Annotated in this window: 18 protein-coding genes; 15 read left to right on the top strand and 3 right to left on the bottom strand. The window is 56.5% G+C overall.

What is annotated here, in order from left to right; all coding sequences use genetic code 11:
- Positions 1 to 5: 5 nt before the first annotated feature.
- Entirely contained in the window at positions 6 to 1,010 is a 1,005-nt protein-coding gene (locus MKY74_RS16445) for a LacI family DNA-binding transcriptional regulator (RefSeq protein WP_076167698.1), read from the bottom strand.
- A 502-nt stretch (positions 1,011 to 1,512) separates the two neighbouring features.
- On the opposite strand from MKY74_RS16445, the gene MKY74_RS16450 reads away from it, so the two are divergent.
- The 5 genes from MKY74_RS16450 (at position 1,513) to MKY74_RS16470 (ending at position 8,477) form a co-directional block, all read left to right on the top strand.
- On the top strand, positions 1,513 to 3,303 hold the full coding sequence (locus MKY74_RS16450) for an L-fucose isomerase (protein WP_076167696.1): 1,791 nt from the start codon (positions 1,513 to 1,515) through the stop codon (positions 3,301 to 3,303).
- A gap of 27 nt (positions 3,304 to 3,330) precedes the next feature.
- Positions 3,331 to 4,827, top strand: coding sequence for a rhamnulokinase (locus MKY74_RS16455; protein ID WP_076167693.1), 1,497 nt, complete (start codon positions 3,331 to 3,333; stop codon positions 4,825 to 4,827).
- Positions 4,828 to 5,027: 200 nt separating this feature from the next.
- Positions 5,028 to 5,696 (top strand): class II aldolase/adducin family protein, encoded by a 669-nt coding sequence (locus MKY74_RS16460; RefSeq protein ID WP_076167690.1) that lies wholly within the window; start codon positions 5,028 to 5,030, stop codon positions 5,694 to 5,696.
- Positions 5,697 to 6,109: 413 nt separating this feature from the next.
- Positions 6,110 to 7,834, top strand: coding sequence for a proline--tRNA ligase (locus MKY74_RS16465; RefSeq protein WP_076169497.1), 1,725 nt, complete (start codon positions 6,110 to 6,112; stop codon positions 7,832 to 7,834).
- A gap of 79 nt (positions 7,835 to 7,913) precedes the next feature.
- Complete coding sequence (locus MKY74_RS16470) at positions 7,914 to 8,477, top strand: GNAT family N-acetyltransferase (protein ID WP_076167687.1); 564 nt, start codon at positions 7,914 to 7,916, stop codon at positions 8,475 to 8,477.
- A 90-nt stretch (positions 8,478 to 8,567) separates the two neighbouring features.
- Here MKY74_RS16470 and MKY74_RS16475 read toward each other — a convergent pair whose 3' ends face one another.
- Both MKY74_RS16475 and MKY74_RS16480 read right to left on the bottom strand, forming a co-directional pair.
- Complete coding sequence (locus MKY74_RS16475) at positions 8,568 to 9,314, bottom strand: hypothetical protein (RefSeq protein WP_076167685.1); 747 nt, start codon at positions 9,312 to 9,314, stop codon at positions 8,568 to 8,570.
- A 197-nt stretch (positions 9,315 to 9,511) separates the two neighbouring features.
- Positions 9,512 to 10,081 (bottom strand): GNAT family N-acetyltransferase, encoded by a 570-nt coding sequence (locus tag MKY74_RS16480; RefSeq protein ID WP_076167682.1) that lies wholly within the window; start codon positions 10,079 to 10,081, stop codon positions 9,512 to 9,514.
- A gap of 287 nt (positions 10,082 to 10,368) precedes the next feature.
- On the opposite strand from MKY74_RS16480, the gene MKY74_RS16485 reads away from it, so the two are divergent.
- The 10 genes from MKY74_RS16485 to MKY74_RS16530 all read left to right on the top strand — a co-directional run bounded on the left by MKY74_RS16485 (position 10,369) and on the right by MKY74_RS16530 (position 21,211).
- The gene (locus MKY74_RS16485) at positions 10,369 to 11,970 is read left to right on the top strand and encodes an S-layer homology domain-containing protein (RefSeq protein ID WP_244169192.1); all 1,602 of its coding nucleotides are present in this window, start codon (positions 10,369 to 10,371) and stop codon (positions 11,968 to 11,970) included.
- A gap of 199 nt (positions 11,971 to 12,169) precedes the next feature.
- Positions 12,170 to 13,222, top strand: coding sequence for an ArsR/SmtB family transcription factor (locus MKY74_RS16490; protein ID WP_076167680.1), 1,053 nt, complete (start codon positions 12,170 to 12,172; stop codon positions 13,220 to 13,222).
- Complete coding sequence (locus MKY74_RS16495) at positions 13,212 to 14,495, top strand: MFS transporter (protein WP_076167677.1); 1,284 nt, start codon at positions 13,212 to 13,214, stop codon at positions 14,493 to 14,495. The genes MKY74_RS16490 and MKY74_RS16495 overlap by 11 nt, the downstream gene beginning before the upstream one ends.
- Before the next feature lie 45 nt (positions 14,496 to 14,540).
- Positions 14,541 to 15,410, top strand: coding sequence for an MBL fold metallo-hydrolase (locus tag MKY74_RS16500; RefSeq protein WP_076167675.1), 870 nt, complete (start codon positions 14,541 to 14,543; stop codon positions 15,408 to 15,410).
- A gap of 104 nt (positions 15,411 to 15,514) precedes the next feature.
- Entirely contained in the window at positions 15,515 to 15,997 is a 483-nt protein-coding gene (locus tag MKY74_RS16505) for a hypothetical protein (RefSeq protein ID WP_076167673.1), read from the top strand.
- Between the two features lie 80 nt (positions 15,998 to 16,077).
- The gene (locus MKY74_RS16510) at positions 16,078 to 17,004 is read left to right on the top strand and encodes a DMT family transporter (RefSeq protein WP_076167671.1); all 927 of its coding nucleotides are present in this window, start codon (positions 16,078 to 16,080) and stop codon (positions 17,002 to 17,004) included.
- A 386-nt stretch (positions 17,005 to 17,390) separates the two neighbouring features.
- On the top strand, positions 17,391 to 18,098 hold the full coding sequence (locus MKY74_RS16515; RefSeq protein ID WP_076169492.1) for a metal ABC transporter ATP-binding protein: 708 nt from the start codon (positions 17,391 to 17,393) through the stop codon (positions 18,096 to 18,098).
- Positions 18,035 to 18,937, top strand: a complete 903-nt coding sequence (locus MKY74_RS16520) for a metal ABC transporter permease (protein WP_076167668.1) — start codon at positions 18,035 to 18,037, stop codon at positions 18,935 to 18,937. Before MKY74_RS16515 ends, MKY74_RS16520 begins: the two co-directional genes overlap by 64 nt.
- Positions 18,934 to 19,989 (top strand): metal ABC transporter solute-binding protein, Zn/Mn family, encoded by a 1,056-nt coding sequence (locus MKY74_RS16525; RefSeq protein ID WP_076167665.1) that lies wholly within the window; start codon positions 18,934 to 18,936, stop codon positions 19,987 to 19,989. The genes MKY74_RS16520 and MKY74_RS16525 overlap by 4 nt, the downstream gene beginning before the upstream one ends.
- 25 nt (positions 19,990 to 20,014) lie before the next feature.
- Positions 20,015 to 21,211: a GTP-binding protein gene (locus MKY74_RS16530; protein WP_076167662.1), complete on the top strand. Its 1,197-nt coding sequence runs from the start codon at positions 20,015 to 20,017 to the stop codon at positions 21,209 to 21,211.
- The last annotated feature ends 173 nt before the right edge of the window (positions 21,212 to 21,384 follow it).

Raw genomic sequence — 21,384 nt, forward strand, 5'->3', positions numbered from 1 at the left:
GTGACTTAGATAGGTTTGGCAGACGAGCGGATCACCAGCTCCGACGGCAAAATTACCTTGCGGGACTCCGGAACCGAGCTGCCCCGAATCCGCTCTACCAGCAGCTGTATGCCCATGGCGCCAAACTGGTAAGCCGGCTGTGCCGCCACCGTTAGAAACGGGTCCAGCGCCGACGAGAGATCGAGGTCGTCAAAGCAAACGACGGAGATGTCCTCCGGCACCCGGATGCCGCGCTCACGCAGATCCCGGATTACACCGACCGCCAATACGTTGTTGGCCGCAAAAATCGCGGTCGGAGGGGAAGGCTGCTCGAGCAGCTGCTCCAGATGATCATCCGCATGGTAATCGCGGTAGTTCTGGTGGATGATGAGCGTCTCATCCAACGGGATGCCCTGAAGGGCCAACGCCTCCGCGTATCCCTCATAACGGAGCCGGGCCGTAGAGACGTCGAGGGAGCCGTTGACAAGCGCGATGCGGCGATGGCCCAGCCCGATCAGGTAATCGACAAGCTTCCGGGCGCCTTCCTTGCTGTCTCCGCAGATCATATCCGACTCGATTCCGGGCACCGCCCGGTCCATAATGACGAACGGGATGTTGTGAGCCCGCAGTTTCTCGAGATTTTTCAGTGACAGGTCCCCTGCAGGAGCAAACAGCACGCCATCGACCCGCGTGGACAGGATCATGTCGACATAATCCTTTTCCTTCGCGTAATCCTCGTCACTGTTGCCGAACAGAAGGCGGTAGCCGTACTGTTTGGCACCGTCTTCGGCACCGCGGGCCAGGCTCGTATAGAACGGGTTGGTGATGTCCGTGATGAGCAGGGACAGAATTTGGGTCTGCTGCAGGACAAGGCTCCGGGCATTTGAATTCGGTATGTAATTAAGCTCTTCCATCACTTTTTTGACTTTGCGGCGTGTCTCCTCACTGATCCGCCCGGTGTTGTTGATGACCTTGGAGACCGTCATGGCCGAGACGTTGGCCTTTTGCGCTATATCGTAAATTGTTACCAATGTAAACCCCTCTTTGCTGTATATTCTATCAGAACCGCCCGGATAAAAGAAAATACGGATTGACAGTAATCGCTTTCATTGTTATTTTAAAGTTACCGATAACTCATTATACATTTTTTTTAGCATTTGACCCAGCATCAATGCAGCAGATCCAATTCAAGCAATCATGCAAGGCGTTTTGTACCTGGAGCTGAGGACGATCTAAAGAGCGGACGAGGCAGCGGGACCGGTATGTTATATAGAGCAGCAGCGTTGAAATTTCAGGAAAGCAGTCTTCTTTTTTTTGAAGAGATCAGCACGTGTTTCGGTTTAGTGACGGTGCTCCGATCGATCCATGTCGCTTTCCTTCAGGCTTGTTCTGTATTCCCAAAATGCATGCCGATTGACGTTTTTCATAGGAACGACGGATTGGAAGGCTGTATATTTTTTTATTTTAGGGTTACCGGTAACCCCAATCGTAAGCAATGAAAAATCATAAGAAAAGCTGAGGAGGAAACAAACGATGTCCAACCAGAACGAAAGATGGAAGCACGGCTTCCCCAAGATCGGCATCCGGCCGACGATCGACGGCAGACGGAAGGGGGTTCGGGAGTCCCTGGAGGATATGACGATGAATCTGGCGAAGTCGGTCGCTGCTTTTCTGGGCGAACAGCTTCGCTACCCTGACGGTTCTCCGGTGGAATGCGTCATTGCGGACACCTGCATCGGAGGCGTGGCGGAAGCGGCGGCTTGCGCCGACAAATTCGCCAAAGCCGGCGTAGGCGTATCCATCACCGTGACGCCATGCTGGTGCTACGGTACGGAAACGATGGACATGGATCCTTCGATTCCGAAGGCAGTATGGGGATTCAACGGTACGGAAAGACCGGGAGCGGTCTATTTGGCCGCCGTATTGTCTGCCCATGCGCAGAAGGGACTTCCGGCGTTCGGCATTTACGGGCGTGACGTGCAGGATCTGAACGATCCTTCGATTCCTGCCGACGTGCAGGAGAAGCTGCTGCGTTTTGCGAGAGCCGGTCTGGCTGCTGCAACGATGAAGGGCAAATCTTACCTGGCCATCGGCTCGGTGTCGATGGGCATCGCCGGCTCGATGATCGATCCGGACTTCTTCCAGGAATATTTGGGCATGCGCAACGAGTACGTGGACATGTCGGAGATTACGCGGCGGATCGAAGAGGAGATTTACGATCCGGAAGAGTTCAAGCTGGCCATGGCTTGGGTGAAGGAGAACTGCAATGAAGGGCCGGACAACAATCCTGAAGCGATCCGGACTTCGCGCGAGAAGAAGGATAAGGACTGGGAGACGGTTGTCAAAATGACGCAGATCGTACGCGACCTGATGGTGGGCAATCCGCGTCTGGCTGAGCTTGGCTTTGAAGAAGAGGCCATGGGCCATCACGCGATCGTGTCCGGCTTCCAGGGACAGCGGCAGTGGACAGACCACTTCCCGAACGGTGACTTCCATGAAGCGATTCTGAATTCCTCGTTCGACTGGAACGGCATCCGGGCGCCTTATTTGGTGGCTACCGAAAATGACAGCCTGAACGGCGTATCGATGCTCTTCGGATACCTGCTGACGAATACCGCCCAAATCTTTGCCGACGTCCGTACATACTGGAGTCCCGACGCGGTGAAACGGGTGACCGGTCATGAGCTCGGCGGAGCCGCGGCGAACGGCCTCTTGCATTTGATTAACTCCGGACCGGCGGCGCTGGATGGTACCGGGGAGCAGATGAAGGACGGCAAGCCTGCCTTGAAGCCGTTCTGGGAAATTACGCAGGAGGACGCGGACAACTGCCTCAAGGCCACGTCCTGGCGCCCGGCGGCAGTGGAATATTTCCGCGGAGGCGGCTTCTCGTCCGACTTCCTGACGCGCGGCGGCATGCCGGTAACGATGTCCAGGCTGAACCTGGTCAAAGGGCTTGGTCCTGTCCTGCAAATTGCCGAAGGATATACGGTCGACCTGCCTGAGGAAGTGCATGACAAGCTGGATCAGCGGACCGACCCGACGTGGCCGACCACCTGGTTTGCCCCGAACCTGACGGGCGAGGGAGCGTTCAAAGACGTGTATTCCGTGATGGATCACTGGGGAGCCAACCACGGTGCGATCAGCTACGGACATATCGGCGCGGACCTGATCACACTGGCTTCGATCCTGCGCATTCCGGTGAGCATGCACAACGTTTCGGAGGAGCAGGTATTCCGTCCGAGAGCCTGGGGGCTGTTCGGAACAAGCGATCCGGAGGGAGCGGACTTCCGGGCCTGCCAAAACTTCGGACCGCTGTACAAGTAAGCATTTTCTACGGGCGAGGTGAGGCTAATGGGTTCGCAATCCTTACACATGCTGGCGGTGGATTTCGGGGCAAGCAGCGGACGCGCCGTGACGGGTGCATTCAATGGCCGAACGCTGACCGTTAACGAGGTGCATCGTTTCAGTAACGAACCGGTTCGCCTCGGGGAGCATTTCCACTGGGATTTTCTGCGGCTATTCCATGAGCTGAAGCAGGGCATTCACGCTTCCCGGCGGATGGCGGGCGGTGCCCCGGTATCGGTGGCGGTGGACACCTGGGGCGTTGATTACGGCTTGGTGGATGCCAAGGGGAGACTGGCCGGCAACCCTTATCATTATCGGGATCTGCGGACAGAGCAGGTCATGCCGGAAGTATTCTCAGCGATTCCGGAAAAAGAATTGTTCCGGATGACCGGCATCCGCTCCTCCTCGATCAACACGATTTATCAGCTGTATGCCGAGGAGAAGGTCCGCTCCGGCTATGGGGCGGACGGGTTAAAAATGCTGATGATGCCGGATCTGTTCCATTACTATTTGTCTGGCGTCATGGCCAATGAATATACAATTGCCAGCACGAGCGGACTGCTCGATCCGCGCAGCCGTACATGGCATAGCGGCATTCTGAACACGCTGTCCATTCCGGAATCGCTGTTCTCGGAGATCGTGATGCCGGGAACGATGCTGGGACAGCTGCGGCAGGACATCCGCGAGGAGCTGCAGGTGCCGGACATGGCGGTGATCGCCGCGGCGGGCCACGACACGGCGGCCGCGGTGGCGTCCGTTCCGGCGGGGGCTGCCCCGTATGCCTTCATCAGCTCCGGAACCTGGTCGCTGATGGGCATCGAGCTCGATCAGCCGGCGCTCAGCGATTACAGCCGGGACAGCCTTTTCAGTAATGAAGGGGGAGCGGGCGGCAAAATCCGGCTGCTCAAGAACATCATGGGGCTGTGGCTGCTGCAGGAGTGCCGTCGCACGTGGGCGCTGGAAGGCACGCCGCTCACGTACGACGAGCTGACCGAGCTGGCGCTGTCGGCGCCGGAGAACGGCAGCTATATCGACGCTGCCGACGCCGTCTTCCTGCCGCCGGGCGGCATGCCGCAGCGGATCCGCGAATACTGCCGGGACAGCGGGCAGAAGGTGCCGGAATCCCGCGCGGCCATCGTCCGCTGCATTGTCGAAAGCCTGGCGCTTCAATACCGCCAGACGCTGGACGAAATCGAGAAGCTCGCCGGAGAGCGGATGGAGCATATTCATATCGTCGGCGGCGGCATTCAGAACCGGCTGCTGTGCCAGCTGACGGCCAACGTTACCGGCCGTCCGGTGATTGCCGGGCCGGTGGAAGCCACGGCCATCGGCAATCTGATGATGCAGGCGCTGGCGCACGGCGAAGTGAAGGACCTTGCCGAGATCCGGCAGGTCGTTCTTGAATCCTTTCCGCCGGAAACCTATCTGCCGGAGGATGCGGCGATGTGGGAGGAACGCTACCAGCAGTACGTGAAGCTTTTTAAACGTCAAGAGACGGTATAAGTGTGTGTTCAAAAAGGTCGGTTTTCAGCACCGAGAAGATTGGATGAAGCTAGGGACTGAGGAGCAGAGCGTACGTGTGGGTACGTGAGCACCGGAAGGCCCGGCTGAATTCAAGATTCGATGCCGAACCAGCTTCCCGATTTACTTCGTGATCAAAAGCGGACTTTTTGAACAACCTCTATAAAGGAGAGTGGAGAGAAATGACTGTGCAACTTGAACAGCAAGTCAGGGAAGAGTTGACCAAGTATGCCCGGAAAACCGTAGCCAAAGGGCTGGTAGTGGGACCGGGCGGGAACATTAGCGCGAAAGCGGGTAACATCATGCTGCTGTCTCCGAGCGGGTTTGCACTTGAAGACATTGAGCCGGAGCAGTGGATCCGGGTGGAGATCGACTCCGGCAACGTGCTGGATCAAGAGGTGCGGCCGTCATCAGAGGTACTGATGCATCTGTTTGCCTACCGGGTGAATCCGGATATCCAGGCGATCGTGCATACCCATCCGGCCCACTGCATCGCGTTGACGCTGGTCTCGAAGGAGCTGCCGATGCTGTTCCCGGACCAGGCCGCGCTTGTTGGCGACATCGCCTTTGTGCCCTACGTGCTGCCGACGACCGATCTGCTGGCCAATGCGGTCGCGGAGAAAGTCGGGGATCACAACTCGATTTTGCTCGAAAATCATGGACTCGTGACGACCGGGAAAAATCTGCGCGAAGCGTACTACCGGACCGAGGTAGTGGAGGAAAGCGCGAAGGTGTACCTCGCCGCCAAGGCGGTGGGCGAGCCGAAAGTGCTGACCGACGCCGAGTACAAAGAGATTCAGTCGCTCGAAAGCGAAGCCTACCGGGTGCAGCTCCTGCAGAAAATGAAGTGATATCCGGCTCTTGACATAGGTCTTGATCATCCTGTAAAGTATGGAAAAAACAAACCATGGTTTGTCAAATTTCCAAAGCGATAATCAAGAGTAACAGTTCATGAAGACCGGCGTGTTCCAGAGAAGAAACCCCTGGCTGAAAGGTTTCCGCACACGGACATGAGCTTCCCGTCTTGTAGCTGCCGTGATGAAAGAATCTGCAGGTTCGAGTACTCATGGCCGGGTGATCCCGTTATGTTGCCAATTAAGGACTGCCGTACTTGCGGCGGTTGAATACAGGGTGGTACCACGAACACATTCGTCCCTTCAGGACGGATGTGTTTTTTGTTGTTTGAGATTGAGTTTGTGTTTGTCGCGAATATGTGCTGCATTAAAAGATACGAGGAGGCTGATCGGCGATGAGCCGTTATATTATTAAGCAAACGTCCCTGCTGATCCCAACGCTGCGCGAAGCGCCTGCCGAAGCGGAAGCGCGAAGCCACCAGCTGCTGCTCCGGGCGGGCTTTATCCGGCAGCTGGCTGCGGGGATTTACAGCTACCTGCCGCTTGGCTGGCGCGTGCTGCGCCGGATTCAGACAATCGTCCGCGAAGAAATGGACCAGGCCGGGTTCCAGGAGCTGCACCTGCCGGCGATGCAGCCGGCCGAGCTGTGGGAGCGCTCCGGACGGTACGGGGCCTACGGGGCGGAGCTGATCCGCCTGCAGGACAGGCATGAGCGCGATTTTGTGCTCGGACCGACGCATGAGGAGGTCATCACGGCGCTTGCTGCGAGCGAGGTGAATACGTACCGCAAGCTCCCGCTTCGCCTGTACCAAATCCAGACGAAGTTCCGGGATGAGCGGCGTCCGCGCTTTGGATTGCTCCGGGGGCGCGAGTTCCTGATGAAGGATGCGTATTCGTTTGACCGCAGCTGGGAGGAGCTGGACCGGACCTATCAGGCGGTCCGGGATGCTTACCGCCGCATCTTCACCCGCTGCGGCCTGAAGTTCAGCATGGTGGAAGCGGAGGCGGGAGCCATCGGCGGTGAAGGGGAAACGCACGAGTTCATGGCGCCCGCGGAAATCGGCGAGGATACGATCGTCAGCTGCATGGCCTGCGGGTATGCGGCCAATCTGGAGAAGGCCGCTGCGGCTGCCGGAGAACGTGCGGCGGATGAAGCGGAACGCCAAGCTCCCGCCATCGAAAAAGTCGCCACGCCGAACACAAGGACGATCGAAGAAGTGAGCGCCTTCCTTGGGGTGCCTTCATCACATATTTTGAAGACGATGATTTATATGGCTGACGATAAGCCAGTCGCTGCCGTCGTACGGGGAGATCATGAAGTCAACGAGAATAAGCTGGCCGCAGCGATTGGGTGTGTGACGCTTGAACTCGCCGACCCGCAGGAGGTGCTGAAGGTGACGGGAGCACCTCACGGTTATGCTGGACCTGTCGGCCATGATATTCCTGTATATTTGGATCGCGATGCCGTGCTGCACGGCGGTGCGGCAGCCGGAGCGGGAGAGGAACATGCGCACTTGCGGAACGTGGTGCCGTTCCGGGATTTTCAGCCGGCGCATATCGGCGATTACCGCAGCGTGCAGGAGGGGGACCGCTGTCCGAACTGCGGGGAGACGCTGCATTTTGCCAAAGGCATCGAAGTAGGCCACGTCTTCAAGCTGGGCACCAAATACAGCAGCGTTCTCGATGCCGGATATACGGACGAAGCCGGCCGGGAGCAGACGATGATCATGGGCTGTTACGGCATCGGGATTTCCCGCCTCCTTTCGGCAGTGGCCGAGCAATCGCCCGCGGAACAAGGGATGTGCTGGCCGCTCGGCATTGCCCCGTATTCTGTGCATCTGATTCCCGTCTCCGCCCAGGATCCGGATCAGGCGGCGGTTGTGGACCAGATTGCCAAGGAGTTTGCGCGGCAGGGCGTGGAATGCCTCGTCGATGACCGGGAGGAGCGGCCGGGTGTGAAGTTCAAGGATGCCGACTTGATCGGCCTGCCGCTTCGCATTGTCGTAGGCAAACGGGCCGGGGAAGGCGTCGTCGAGTGGACAGACCGCAGGGCCGGTGGACGGACTGAGGTAGCGTGGCAGGAGGCTGCGCGGCTGGCTGCTGAAATTTGTTCCGCGTCGTGGGAAACTCTATAATAGAAGGGATTGTGCCTGCACACAGGAATGGAATTTCCTGGGCAGATTAACCCTATGTATTGCTATGATGGAGGAAGCTATGACAATCAGACCCGCAAAACGAGAAGACGCGCATCATGCCGCCCGGCTGCTGTACGATGCGCTGCACGATGTTGCGCATCAATTAACCGGAGAGGACAGCGAGGAATCCGTGCTGGCCGCGCTTGAAGCCTATTTTGCCGCCGAGGAAGGCCGTCTTAGCTACAATCAGACGCTGGTGAAAGAACTGGATGAACGTCCGGTAGGCCTTGTGGTGGCATATGGAGGCGATCAGGCGGCGGAGCTGGACCGGCCCATCCTTGCGAGGCTGCGTACCATGAAGCAGAACCCGGATTTGCAGCTGGATAAGGAAGCGGACCTCGACGAATATTACATCGACACGCTTTCGGTCTCGCCGGAGTATGGCGGACGGGGGATCGGCACGTCCCTGATTCGGGCAGCCGAGGAACGGGCAAGTGCATACGGATACGCTAAAATCGCCATGGCGGTTGTCACGGATAACACGAAGGCCCATTCGCTGTACCTGAAGCTCGGATATCAGACCGATAAAAACATTATGATTAACGGCCATGTGTATTATCATATGGTCAAACATTTGGGCTGAAGTCAGCCCACGAAGAATGAACAGAAAAAGGACAGCCGGCGGGCTGTCCTTTGCTGCATTTATATACTGGCAGCGGTCATTTCAGGCACATCAAGCCTTCGTTTCCCGGATCGGTTCAAAGATCGCCACCTGCCGCTTGCCGACCTTGAAATGCTGAAGCCGCTTATAACGGGCATGCCCTAGCTTCTGGCTTTTGTCCGCGATCATCGCGACGACCGCACCTTCGCTGCTGAGCAGCGGATAGATATGCTCAAATAAAGCGGACACCGGGTCGGCGTCGCCGCTTTCCCAGCTGACGAGATCCCCGTAGGGAAGGTCGGTCAGCACGAGATGGATCGGCTGATCGACGTGATCCAGGTGATGCGGCTCCGTAATATTGTCCTGAAAAACGACGCTTGCGTCCAAAGTCAGGCCCGAGACTGCAGACTCAAGGCGGGCCAAGCTCTCCAGCGCTTCCTTATGCGAAGGTTTGCCGTAGTTTCCGTACAGCTCCCGCAGTTGGAGCTCCCGTTCGGTGAGCCCCTGCTTCGTCAGGAGCGCCAAATTTTTGCCCGCGACGGACAGGGCGTTCGGATCGACATCCGAGGCATACATCCGCCGGACCTTAGTTCCGTGAAGAAGACCGGTTATGGTCAGCAGGTAGGCTCCGCCGCAGCAGGGATCGTATAGGGTATAAGGGCCGGAAATTCCCCGATCCTCCAGGATGCCGAAGCACCGCTGGACGATTTCGCTTCCGAGCCGCACCGGGAAGGAGGTCACGCCGGGGGCATTATAGAGTACCCTGCCGCTGGCGTAGTCCTCGTAGCTGTCCGCTTTTGTTTCATACAAGTATTCCATATCGTTTACCTTTCAGCCGTTGGTGTGTTTGCGTTTTTTAAGAAAGAAAGTATAGTAGTTATTCATTCTATGTAACTGGTAACATTGTAGCACGGGAAGGGTCTCCGCCCAAATGCCGCACAAAAGAAACGCGAAAAAGCCTCACGAAGGACTCAAGATCGTCCGGCAAATCGCAAGCCTTCCTTCTAAGCTCTTTGCTATTCCGCCGACTGCTCGATGCCCGGCCATTCTTCCGCCGTCACGGCAAGCAGGACATGATCCTCCCACACGCCGTTGATTTGCAAATACCGCTCCGCAAGGCCTTCCCGGCGGAAGCCTGCTTTTTCCAGCACGCGCAGCGAACGCAGGTTCCGCGGCATGACGCCTGCCTGCACCCGGTGCAGCCCGAGGCTTCGAAACGCATGATCCACGCTCATGCGGACGGCCGCGGTCATATAACCTTTTCCGTTCTGATCCTGGGCCATAAAGTAGCCGATGTTGGCGTTTTGAAATACGCCCCGCGCAAATGCCGTCAAGGCAACCCGGCCGATCAGCCGATCCGATTCCTTTAAAAAGATGCCCAATACACAAGCCTGATCCAGCTCAGCGCCCGTGATGCCGTTCCACACGTCCTTGACCTGTCCTTCCAGCGTCCAGAACGATTCGGGACGAATCGGTTCGAAGGGCTGAAGAAAGTCGCGGTTATTTCGGCGCAGCGTAAAAAGCGCCTCTGCATCCTCTTCCACCAGCTCTCTTAAATAAATGGCCTCATGCTGATCCAGCAGCATTACAATCCCTCCTTAAATATAATATCGGTCGATGGCATTCCAACTATATTTCCGGCCGCTTCATATCGGCAATCTGGATGCCTGCTTACAGTAATATAAGTCTAATTTCCAGGCCTGTCCATGGCAAATGCTGTCGTATCTTCCCGTTTTCATTCCACTTTACTGTGACAGTTTTTATACCATATCTACCAATATTTAGCGATCAAATCGTCCGCATCTTTTTGATAGGATAAGAGTAAGCATTCTATGAAAGAAAATCTATTCTATGAAAAGTGAGGCACCCTCCCTTGATTAAACCGCAAAAGTTAGTAACCTTATTTGCAGCATTCATGCTGGCCGCAAGTACTGGACCGGTATATGCCGCATCCGGCAGCTCGAGTCTGCCTTTTCATGACATTTCGGGGAGCTTCGCCCGGGATGAAATCGTCGACCTCGTTCACGAGGGCGTTGTTGAAGGAACGGGAGGGGGAGCGTTTGAACCGCGCAAAACGGTGACGCGTGCCGAGTTTACCGCCATGACGGACCGATTGCTTAAATTGAAGGAAGTGGACGGGGACATCCCGGCTTTTCGTGATGTTCCGCGCACATCCTGGTATTACGGCTGGGTGCAGGCCGGACTGAACCTTGGCATTGTTCAGGGGAAAAGCGACAGCACCTTTGAGCCGAAGGCGAATATTACCCGGGAGGAAGCCGCAGTCCTGATCGTTCGCGCGCTGAAAAAGGAACCGGCTGCGGTCAGCGCAGGGCAGCTGCCGTATCAGGATGCCGCGAGCATTTCCGCATGGGCGCGCCCTTATGTCAAAGCCGCGGCTTCACTAGGCCTGATGGAAGGAGCGGACGGAAAATTCCGCCCCAAAGCTAATATGACCCGCGAAGAAACGGCGGCCGTGCTTGACCGCGTGCTGCAAATTTCGTCATGGGATCAGGCGATCCATTCCACGCCGGCGTCCTCTCTGCAGGTCGGATGGCAGAACGGTTTGACCATCTCCCAGTTTATCGCCAAGGTGAAGGCATCCAACGTCAACACGATCGTACCCCGTTGGTTTTTTCTGGAGGAGGGGACCGGCTCCTTGTCCAACCACGTAGACGCCAGCCTGTTGAACTGGGCGAAGCAGAATCATAAAAAAGTGTGGGCGCTCCTCGGCAATCATTCGGATCCCGAGCTGACGGACGATATTTTGACCGATCCTGCGAAGAAAAGCAGCTTGATCAAACAGCTGGCCGCTTATGTCAAATCGTACGGTCTGAACGGCATCAACGTCGATTTTGAAAATGTCAGCCCTCAGGACCGTGAAGCGCTGACGGCGTTCGTGACGGAGCTGGACCAAAGCCTGCGTACCGTGGGCGGCGTCGTATCGATCGACGTGTCGCCGGACCTCGGAACCGACTGGACGGAAGCCTTTGATTACAAGGCGCTGGGACAGGCGGCGGATTATATCATTCTGATGGGTTACGATGAGCACTGGGGTGGCGACCCGATCGCCGGGTCCGTTTCTTCTTACCCGTGGGTGGAAAGCGCGCTGGATAAGCTTCTTCGCTCCGTGCCATCGTCCAAGACGATCCTGGCCCTTCCATTCTATACCCGGGACTGGACGCTGAAAGAAGGAGGAGCCACTTCAGAAGAATTGAACCTGGCACAGCAGGGCGTCCGAACACGTTCTGTGGCCTATAACCGCACCTGGGACGACAACCTGGGGCAGTACGTTTTCAAATATCAAAAACAGGGATATACCCATAAAATATGGATTGAGGACAGCCGGTCCATCACGAAAAAATATGTCATGGCAGCCGACCGGGGAGTAGCCGGTTACGCTTTCTGGTATATGGGGGCGGAGACGCCTGACGTATGGACGGCGATGTCCAATGCGGCAAGGTATGCTTCCTACTAATTCATGACCAGTAAAATAAGTGGAGTCTGATCTTGGGATAGATCAGGCTCTATTTTTACATTAATATTCAATTAAATTAGAATTATATATTCTATAATTATTGAATATATGAAGCTGATCGATTAGAATAAAAACATATTGGTCCAGATTTTGGAATTCACCGGTATCGATACTATGGAATTTTGGAAGGAGAATTGGGATGAACTTGCTGGATCTTTCCTTTAAAAGAACGAGCTATGAGGCCAAAGTGTTGTCCTCCATCTGGTATGAGTGCGCGCTGGGTGCAGCCGTGCTGACCTACCCGAAGCTTCACGGGTCGCTGGACAAGCCCGCAGAATATTATGCCCAGCTGCGTCAAAGAGCCAGCAGCCGGCTCGAAGCCGAGCTTGAGTTCTGCCAGGAGCATAACACCTGGAAAATGCTGCTCCAGCTGCTGCATTCCTTAAACTGCGAGACGATTGAAAGCTTTGCAATGGAGACTCATGCTCTAAGCAGGGAGGAGTTCCGCTTTCTTGTGCTCCCATACCTGGAGACAGCTTTGGAGCCAGCCCGCAGACGGGCGGCGGAAGGAGACACTGCTGGTGCGGAAGAGATGATGGATGCCTGCCGCAGACACCGTTTTTTTCCACAATTGATTCATGATGTGATGACGACGGATGCCGATACGCTAAGGGACCATCTGATTGCTCTGCTGCAGCTGTGGGACGCGGAGTTTATGGAACGCGAGCGGGAGATAACGGCGGCCGTGCTGAAGCGGGATGCGGAGGAGAAGGAGGCCTGGCTTCGGACGCTTTCACCTGAGGAGGCTGTCCTGAGGGCAACCGGTGTGGAGTATGCCCCCGAGCCGGGGGTTCAGCAGGTGCTGCTCATTCCTCATATCATTTATAGGCCGTTTACGGTCGAGGCTTCACTGCCGCAAACGAAGGTATTCTATTATCCTGTCAGCGATACCAGCCTGCCGGGGCTCCGGGATCCTTACGAGCCGCCGTCCAGGCTGGTGCAGATCTACAAGGCGCTGGGAGATGAAAAAAGGCTCCGCGCCTTGAAGCTGATCGCCGGGAAGGACCGGACGCTGAAGGAGCTGACCGACGCCCTTGGGCTGGGGAAAACGACGGTGCATCATCATCTGGCCGTTCTGCGCGCAGCCGGGCTCATCCGGGTGAAGGGCGGCAGCTATGCCTGGAATCCGCAGTCACTTCACCATCATGAACGGGAGCTGAACGAATTTTTGACTGGCAGCCATGATCAATAGGCAGAACCCGGAACAAGCGGAGGGTGATTACGCACAGCCGAGGCAGTGGCCGCAAAATTTCGCATGGCTGTATGCGGACCAGCTGCTGTCCATGTTCGCTGGCACCTGCGGTACGTTTATCCTCTCCTGGCTGCTGTATGAGGTGACAGGCTCCACAGTGGCGATGGGAGGGCTGTGGCTGATCAGCTTCGCTTCCCAATGGGGCGTTCAGCTGCTTGCCGGTCCCCTGATCGACCGATGGAAAAGAACGGCGGTCATGAAGCTGTCGGAAGCCGTCCGGGCTGCGGTATATCTTGCCGCGGGCCTGATGTGGATAGCCGGGGAAAGACAGTCATATATATTGTATACGGCATCTTGGATCAGCTCGTTTGTCATGTACGACCTTGCTTCCGGTGCCCTGCTTCCGAAGCTGGTCAGGCCGGAAGAATTGACCCGCAAAAATGCATGGATGTCGGGAAGCGTGCAGCTGATGCGAACTTTAGCCTTCCCGCTGGCGGGTCTTGGCGTACAGGTCCTTGAACCGGGAGCACTCCTTCTGATCCTGTCTTTGCTGTTTGCCGGCTCTTTCCTGTGCATCTGCTGCATTCGGGAGGGGCCACCTGCCTACGCTGCTTCTCCTGAACAAGGCCGGTCAGGCGCGGGAGCGGCTTGGTTCGGTCAGGTCCGGGCCGGATGGAGGGTATTTTCGGGCAACCGCCTGCTGGTTGCACTCGCGATGTTTGTCTCCGTTACAAGCTTTGGCGTAGCGGCTACGCAGGCGATGTATATCCCGTACGTCTCGGAGGTGCTTGGCGGCGGCGCGGCGGAATATGGCTGGTTTACGGCCGCATTTCCCTGCGGGTATGTGCTGGGCAGCTGGGCAGCCGGCAGAATAAAGGGAACCTCACCGATGCTTGGCACCATGCTCACCGCTCTCCTGACCGGCGGGGCGACTTACGTCGGGCTGTCGCTCGTTCGCAGCCTGCCTGCTGCCTTGGTGATCGAGCTGGCTGCGGGGATCGCGATGCCGTTCTGGAATGTCTTCAGCAGTAATGCTTTCTACAGGCTGGTCCCTGAGCAGGTCCTTGGGCAGGTTTTATCGATGCGGCTGCTGCTTGTCAAATTTGCCGGGCCGCTTGGTATCCTCTACGGCACTTTTTGCGCCGCGGCGTACGGAATTCCCCGTCTTTTCTTGACGGTCGGACTGCTCATTATGGCTGTGACGGGAATCGGTGTGGCCTGGACGATGATTTTCAGACATAATCCGGCAGGTGAATTGAGAAAATATCCATAGGAAAACAACCGTTTTACATACCACATGAAGGAAAAGAGGTTGACTATGGAGAAAGGTACCGATCAAGAGCTGTCTTACGGATCAGACTATCATTATATTCCTGCCACCTCGGCGGCCAGCGGTGAGGGCGTGGAGGTTCGCCCGGACGTATACAGCTACACGGTGCAAATCGTAAATATTGTGCTGGCCGGTGCCCCGCAGGCTGGATCGTTCGTATTGATCGATGCAGGGATGCCGGGTTCGGCGGATGACATCATCCGGATGGTGGAAGAGCGCTTCGGGTCCGACCGCCGTCCGGAAGCGATTATATTGACCCATGCCCATTTTGACCACGTGGGCGCACTGATCGATTTGGTGAAGCACTGGGAAGTCCCGGTATATGCCCATAAGCTGGAGATGCCATACCTGACGGGACAGGAAAGCTATCCGAAGCCCGACCCGACCGTGGAAGGCGGAGTGCTCGCGAAGCTGTCCTTTGCGTTTCCGAACGAGCCGGTCAACGTGGGACCATGGGTCAAGCCGCTGCCGGATAACGGAAGCGTACCGGGCATGCCGGAATACAGGTGGATTCCTACGCCGGGACATTCGCCCGGGCATGTATCCCTGTTCCGGGAAAGGGACCGGACTTTGATTGCTGGGGACGCCTTTACGACCGTCCGGCAGGATGAGCTCTACAAAGTGCTGACCCAGAAGGTCGAAATTAGCGGACCGCCGCGGTATTTTACGCCGGATTGGTTTGCGGCCTGGCAGTCGGTCAAACGGCTGGAGGCTCTGCACCCGGATGCAGCCGTCACCGGGCACGGAGAGCCCGTAACCGGCGAGACGCTTGCGGCGGGATTGAAGAGGCTGGTGGAACAATTTGACAGCTTGGCCATTCCGGATCACGGGACCTACGTGAAACGGTACGAACATTAATCGCAGCTTAGAACGATCAGCCGTACAACGGGGGGCCATACTCCTGGAATACGGCTTTTTTTATCAAAAGTACACCGTTTGAAGAAAGGAAGTGAACCGAACTCTTGTCCGTAAAATCGGTGAAATGGTATGCCGTGCTTGTGCTGCTGTGCGTACTCCTCGTGTATCTCGTCGACCTGACGACCTTTCGTTACAACGGGAGGACGATATCCGGCAACGGTAATCCCGGACTGCTGTTTTTGTTTCCGGCCTGGACGGCCGCGCTGATGCTGATGATCGCGACCTTTATTATGGCCGTTAAATATTTTGACGATCTCAGCGACCATATCGTAAAGAAGGCTTACCGGTTCTGGTTACCGCTTTTTTCCTTGCTAGCCCTGCTACTGTCCGTTTATTTCCAATACCGCAAAATCATGCAGTGGGTGGATACTTACCGCCAGATGACGGAGAGGCTTGGCTCGCCACTATTCCTTGGTGTTCTAAATCCGTATAATAATTCGCTCTATTACAATGCCCATATTTTGTTATTCTGTGTATCGGCGGCCATGCTATGCGGATGGTGGGTCGTATCCAGACGCCCGTACTAAACTTTCGGCATGACGGGGCGGAGAAGGCGTGCTACAATAACATGTTGTAACGCACCCTATGTCAGTTGAAAGGAACATCCATGAGAAAAACATCCGCCCCCCTACCTACATTCATTCCATTACTGATCGGCATTACGGCGATATCGTTCTCTTCCATCTTCGTAAAATGGTCGTCCGCGCCTGCGTCGGTGCAGGGCATGTACCGTCTGTTGTTTACCGCGATTTTGATGCTTCCCTTCCTCAAGCCCCATTGGAAGGAATTACGGGCACTATCCATAAAAAATTGGCTGCTCCTCGGGACGTCCGGCTTTTTCCTCGCGCTTCACTTCCTGCTCTGGATGGGATCGCTCAAGCTGACGAGCGTCTCCAGCTCGACGATTATATTAGCGCTGGAGCCGGTTTTTATCGTCATCGGGGCGTTCTTCTTTTATAAGGAAAAAACGTCGGCTGCAGCCATTTCGGGCATGGTGGTCGCCATTGCCGGAGCCGTTCTGATCGGACTCGGCGATATCGGCGTATCCCGTGACAATCTGCTTGGCGATCTGCTGTCCGTCCTCGGCACGCTCGCGGTGTCCGTGCACATGCTGATCGGGCAAAAAATGGTCGCTCGCGTGCCATCCTTTGTGTACAGCTTTGTCGTGTTTCTTTCGGCCGCGGTCGTGTTTGCCGTATATAACGCGGCGGCCGGGGTGTCTTTTACGGCATACCCGGGACGGGACTGGGGAATATTTCTGCTGCTGGCCGTCGTCCCGACGGTATTTGGCCATCTGCTGTTTAACTGGCTGCTGCAGTACGTGCCCGCATCGACGATTTCGATGAGCATCCTGGGAGAACCGGTTGGCGCGAGCCTGCTCGCCTTCCTGATCCTTGGTGAAGCGATCACGCTGTTTCAGCTGGCGGGGGGACTGCTGGCGATTGCCGGCCTGATCGTATTTCTGAACGCCGGGAAGTTCAAAAGCCGGCCGAAAAGTGATATTCCCGTCGAGCCGGCCCATCCGGCGCCATGATTTGACCAACTACGAAGCGGCTCCGACCTATGGTCGGAGCCGCTTTTTTTGCGATGAAACCCTTTATACAGAAAATTTAATAGTAATTATTACGATTTACTTGCCAGCTTGGGTGTTTTATGGTTTAATCGTTAAAGCGTAATAATTACGATTAATAATCTATATAATGTACCGATTTGAATATTTGCCATCCTATTCCCCGAATAGATCGGACTGAATGGATGATAAGTAAGATGATAAGCAAGCCACAGGAACGGCAGTCGCTTTGAAACTCCATAAGCTGCAGAAAGGGCAAAAATTTTTTGTCTGGAATTAATCGTAATATTTACGAATAAATTCGAGGGGGAATGATTCATTCCCTTGACGATGAGGAGGGAGAAAACGGGATGAATATCGCAGCAATGAACAACGTTGTATACGGTTATGATGGGGTCCCCGTCATACATAACGTCTCGCTTCGGATTGAATCCGGCGAGTTTATCGCGGTCAGCGGGCCGAATGGTGCAGCCAAGTCGACGCTGCTGAGACTGCTGCTCGGCTTGGTAAAGCCGTGGAGCGGCGAGGTCAGCTACGCCCCGGATTTTAACCGGAAGGCCATCGGGTATTTGCCGCAGCAGGCAGCTTCGTTCAACAGCGGATTTCCGAGCAAGGTGATCGAGCTGGTCCGTTCCGGCTGCTACCCGAAGCTTGGATTGTTCCGCCGCTTCGGCGCCGAGCAGCATGCACTCGTGGAATGGAGCCTCCGGCGGGCGGGAATGTGGGAATACCGCACCAGAAAAATCGGCGGGTTATCCGGCGGCCAGAAGCAGAAGGCATGCATCGCCCGCGTCATGGCCCAGCAGCCCGATCTGGTCGTCCTGGACGAGCCGGTAACTGGCATGGATGCAGGCAGCAGGCTGCAATTTTACCAATGGATGAGGGACTATGTATCCGCGGATGCCAGACGCACCGTGCTCATGGTGACGCATGGACTGGATGAAGCCCGTCCCTATTTAGACCGGGTCATCCGGTTGGAAGGAAAGGAGGAGGACTGCCAATGCTTCACTTCGAATTCATGCAGCGCGCCTTTTGGGCAGGAGGTCTTATTGCATTAATCGCCCCGATCCTCGGCGTGTTTCTCGTCCTGCGGCGGCAGTCGCTGATGGCGGACACCCTGTCGCATGTATCTATGGCGGGCGTGGCGCTTGGGAGCGTCCTGCATATGAGCCCTGTACTGGCGGGATTCCTGTTCGCGGTGATCGGCGGGATTGCGATTGAACAGCTCAGGAGGTCCTACCGTGCATACAGCGAGGTTCCTGTTGCGATCATTATGACGTCCGGGCTGGCGCTGGCGATGGTGCTGATGAGCATGAAGAGCAGCCTGAGCAAAAGCTTCAGCAGCTACCTGTTCGGCTCCATCGTGGCCGTGAATCCGCTGCAGCTGATGATCATCGCCGCGGTGACAGCGGGTGGACTGATCTTCTTCGCCGTCCTTCGGCGCCACCTCTATACGCTGACATTCGATGAGGAGACGGCTGCCGTGGGTGGCGTACAGGTCAAGCTGCTGACGTTCGCATTCGCGGTCATGTCGGGACTGATCGTGGCTGCGGCGATGCCGATTGTCGGCGTCCTGCTGGTTTCGGCACTGATCGTGCTGCCTTCCGCATTTGCGCTGCGCTTTGCCGGCGGCTTTCTGCAGGCGTGCATCTTGGCGGTTTGTGCCGGTCTGACCGGCGTGTTCGGCGGCCTGACGGCTTCCTATTACACGGATACTCCGCCAGGCGGCACGATTGCGCTGACGCTACTGCTGATCCTTCTTGCGGGCATTGCCGTCCAGAAGGTCGGCCAGCGCCGCAGACAGCGCCACTTGGGAGAAGCGGTCAGGGCTGTTCCGTCCGCATCCAGGCAGGTAATGAGCACATCATATCAAGAAGAGGAGACAAACGTATCATGAATAAAAGAACACCCTTTCTATCTGCACTTATCGTAAGTTCGATGATCCTGGTCCTGGCCGGATGCGGATCGGCAGCGAAGAATGATAGCGCGGAGCCGGCTGCAGCGACCGTGGCCGGCAAGGACAAACTCAAAATCGAAACGAGCTTCTACCCGATGTATGAATTTACCCGCCAGGTTGCCGGCGATTTGGCGGATGTGCATCTGCTCGTTCCTGCAGGCACCGAGCCCCACGATTGGGAACCAACGCCGAAGGATATGGCCGCGATCGAGCAGGCGGACATATTGGTCTATAACGGAGCCGGGTTGGAAAGCTGGGTGGATCAGGTGGTCTCCGGCTCGGACGGCAAGGGGATGACGGCGGTAGAAGCGAGCAAGGGCTTGGAGCTGATCCCGGGAACGGAAGAAGAAGACCACGATCATGACCATGACCATGACGCTGCAGATGGAGACGCGCATGCGGCTGAAGCGGAAACCGGGCACGAAGAGGAGCCTGCTCATGAGCATGAACACGAGCACGATCACGGCGCTTTCGATCCCCATGTTTGGCTGTCGCCGAAGCTTGCCATCGGAGAAGTCCGCACAATCGAAGCAGCGCTGTCCGCGAAGGCGCCGGAGCACAAGGCACAGTTTGAAAAAAATGCCGCTGCCTACATAGCCAAGCTGCAGCAGCTGGACGAGCAGTACACGAAAGAGCTGTCGGGCACAAAGCGCAAAGATTTTGTTACGCAGCATGCAGCTTTCGGATACCTGGCCCACACGTATGGACTGACGCAGGTATCGATTGCTGGTCTCTCTCCCGAACAGGAACCGTCGGCGCAGGCGATGGCGGAGGTCGTGAAGTTCGCCAAGGCTCATCAGGTGAAGACGATTTTCTTCGAGACGCTGGTATCCTCCAGTGTAGCGGATACGATCGCCAAAGAGGTCGGGGCGAAGTCGGCCGTGCTGAATCCGATCGAGGGGCTGACCGCCGAAGACGAAGCCAATAACCTCGACTATCTCCAGATTATGCAGGCAAACTTAACGGCGCTGGTGAAGGCGCTGAATGAATAATCCCATGACAGGAGGACTTGCTCTTATGAACCAATCATCCGTCATTCCGGTCACCGTCTTGAGCGGTTATCTCGGATCTGGCAAAACGACGGTTTTAAACCATGTGCTGAACAACCGCGAAGGCGTTAAGGTCGCCGTCATCGTGAACGATATGAGCGAAATTAACGTAGACGCGCGGCTCGTTCAATCGGAGACTTCCTTGTCGCGCACGGACGAGAAGCTGGTCGAAATGTCCAACGGCTGCATCTGCTGCACGCTGCGGGACGACCTGCTGCAGGAAGTCCGCAAGCTGGCGGAGGAGCGGAGATTTGACTACATTCTGATCGAATCGACAGGCATCTCCGAGCCGATCCCCGTTGCGCAAACGTTTCATTACCAGGACGAGGCCTCCGGGATCGATTTGACGAAATACGCCCGGCTGGACTGCATGGTTACCGTAGTCGATGCGTACCGCTTCTGGCATGATTTTGCCTCAGGGGAGACGCTGCTCGACCGGAAGGAAGGCGCCGGGGAGGAGGATGACCGCGATGTGGCCGATCTGCTCATCGATCAGATCGAAACCTGCGACGTGCTGCTCCTCAACAAATGCGACCTGGTGGAAGAAGAGGCGTTAAACCAGCTGGAGGGATTGATCCGGAAGCTGCAGCCCTCAGCCAAAATCATCCGGACCGTGAACGGGGAGGTCGCACCGGGTGAAATCATGAACACGGGCCTGTTCGATTTTGATGCGGCGAGCCAGTCTTCCGGCTGGATTCAGGAGCTGCAGCGCGAACATCATACGCCCGAAACGGAGGAATACGGCATCGGCTCCTTCGTATACCGCCGGCGGGTCCCGTTTCATCCGGAGCGGCTTGCCGCGCAGCTGTCGGACTGGCCGGAGGAGATCGTCCGCGCCAAGGGATTGGTCTGGTTGGCCGTCCGCGGCGACATGGCGGCGAGCATCAGCCAGGCTGGGCCGTCGATCCAATTTGGCCCGGCAGGCTATTGGGTCGCTTCGCTTCCGGAGGCGGAGCAGCGGGAATGGCTGGCACAGGAGCCGGATCTCCGGCGCAGATGGGACGAAACCTGGGGTGACCAGATGAACGAGATTGTGTTGATCGGGATCGGCATGGACCGGGAAGGCATCACCCGCCGCCTCGATGAGTGCCTGCTGACCAGCGGAGAGATGGAAATGAACTGGGCGGAGTTTCGAAATCCGCTGCCTTGGATCGAAATCCAGTAACATAGGTACTTACGTACAGAGCTTGGCCGTCCGAAAAAGGGTTCATTCGGGCGGCTTTTTTTTCGTAATTCGCCAAGTTACGCCTTCCGAGGCTCTATGGAGCATCACAAGCCCGTCCCGCGTTTGAATTTGCCGGATTGCGTGTAAAGGATAAGGGACTTCACCCGCCGCCC

It is taken from the genome of Paenibacillus sp. FSL R5-0378 (assembly GCF_038009285.1).
Lineage (GTDB): Bacteria > Bacillota > Bacilli > Paenibacillales > Paenibacillaceae > Paenibacillus_AQ > Paenibacillus_AQ favisporus.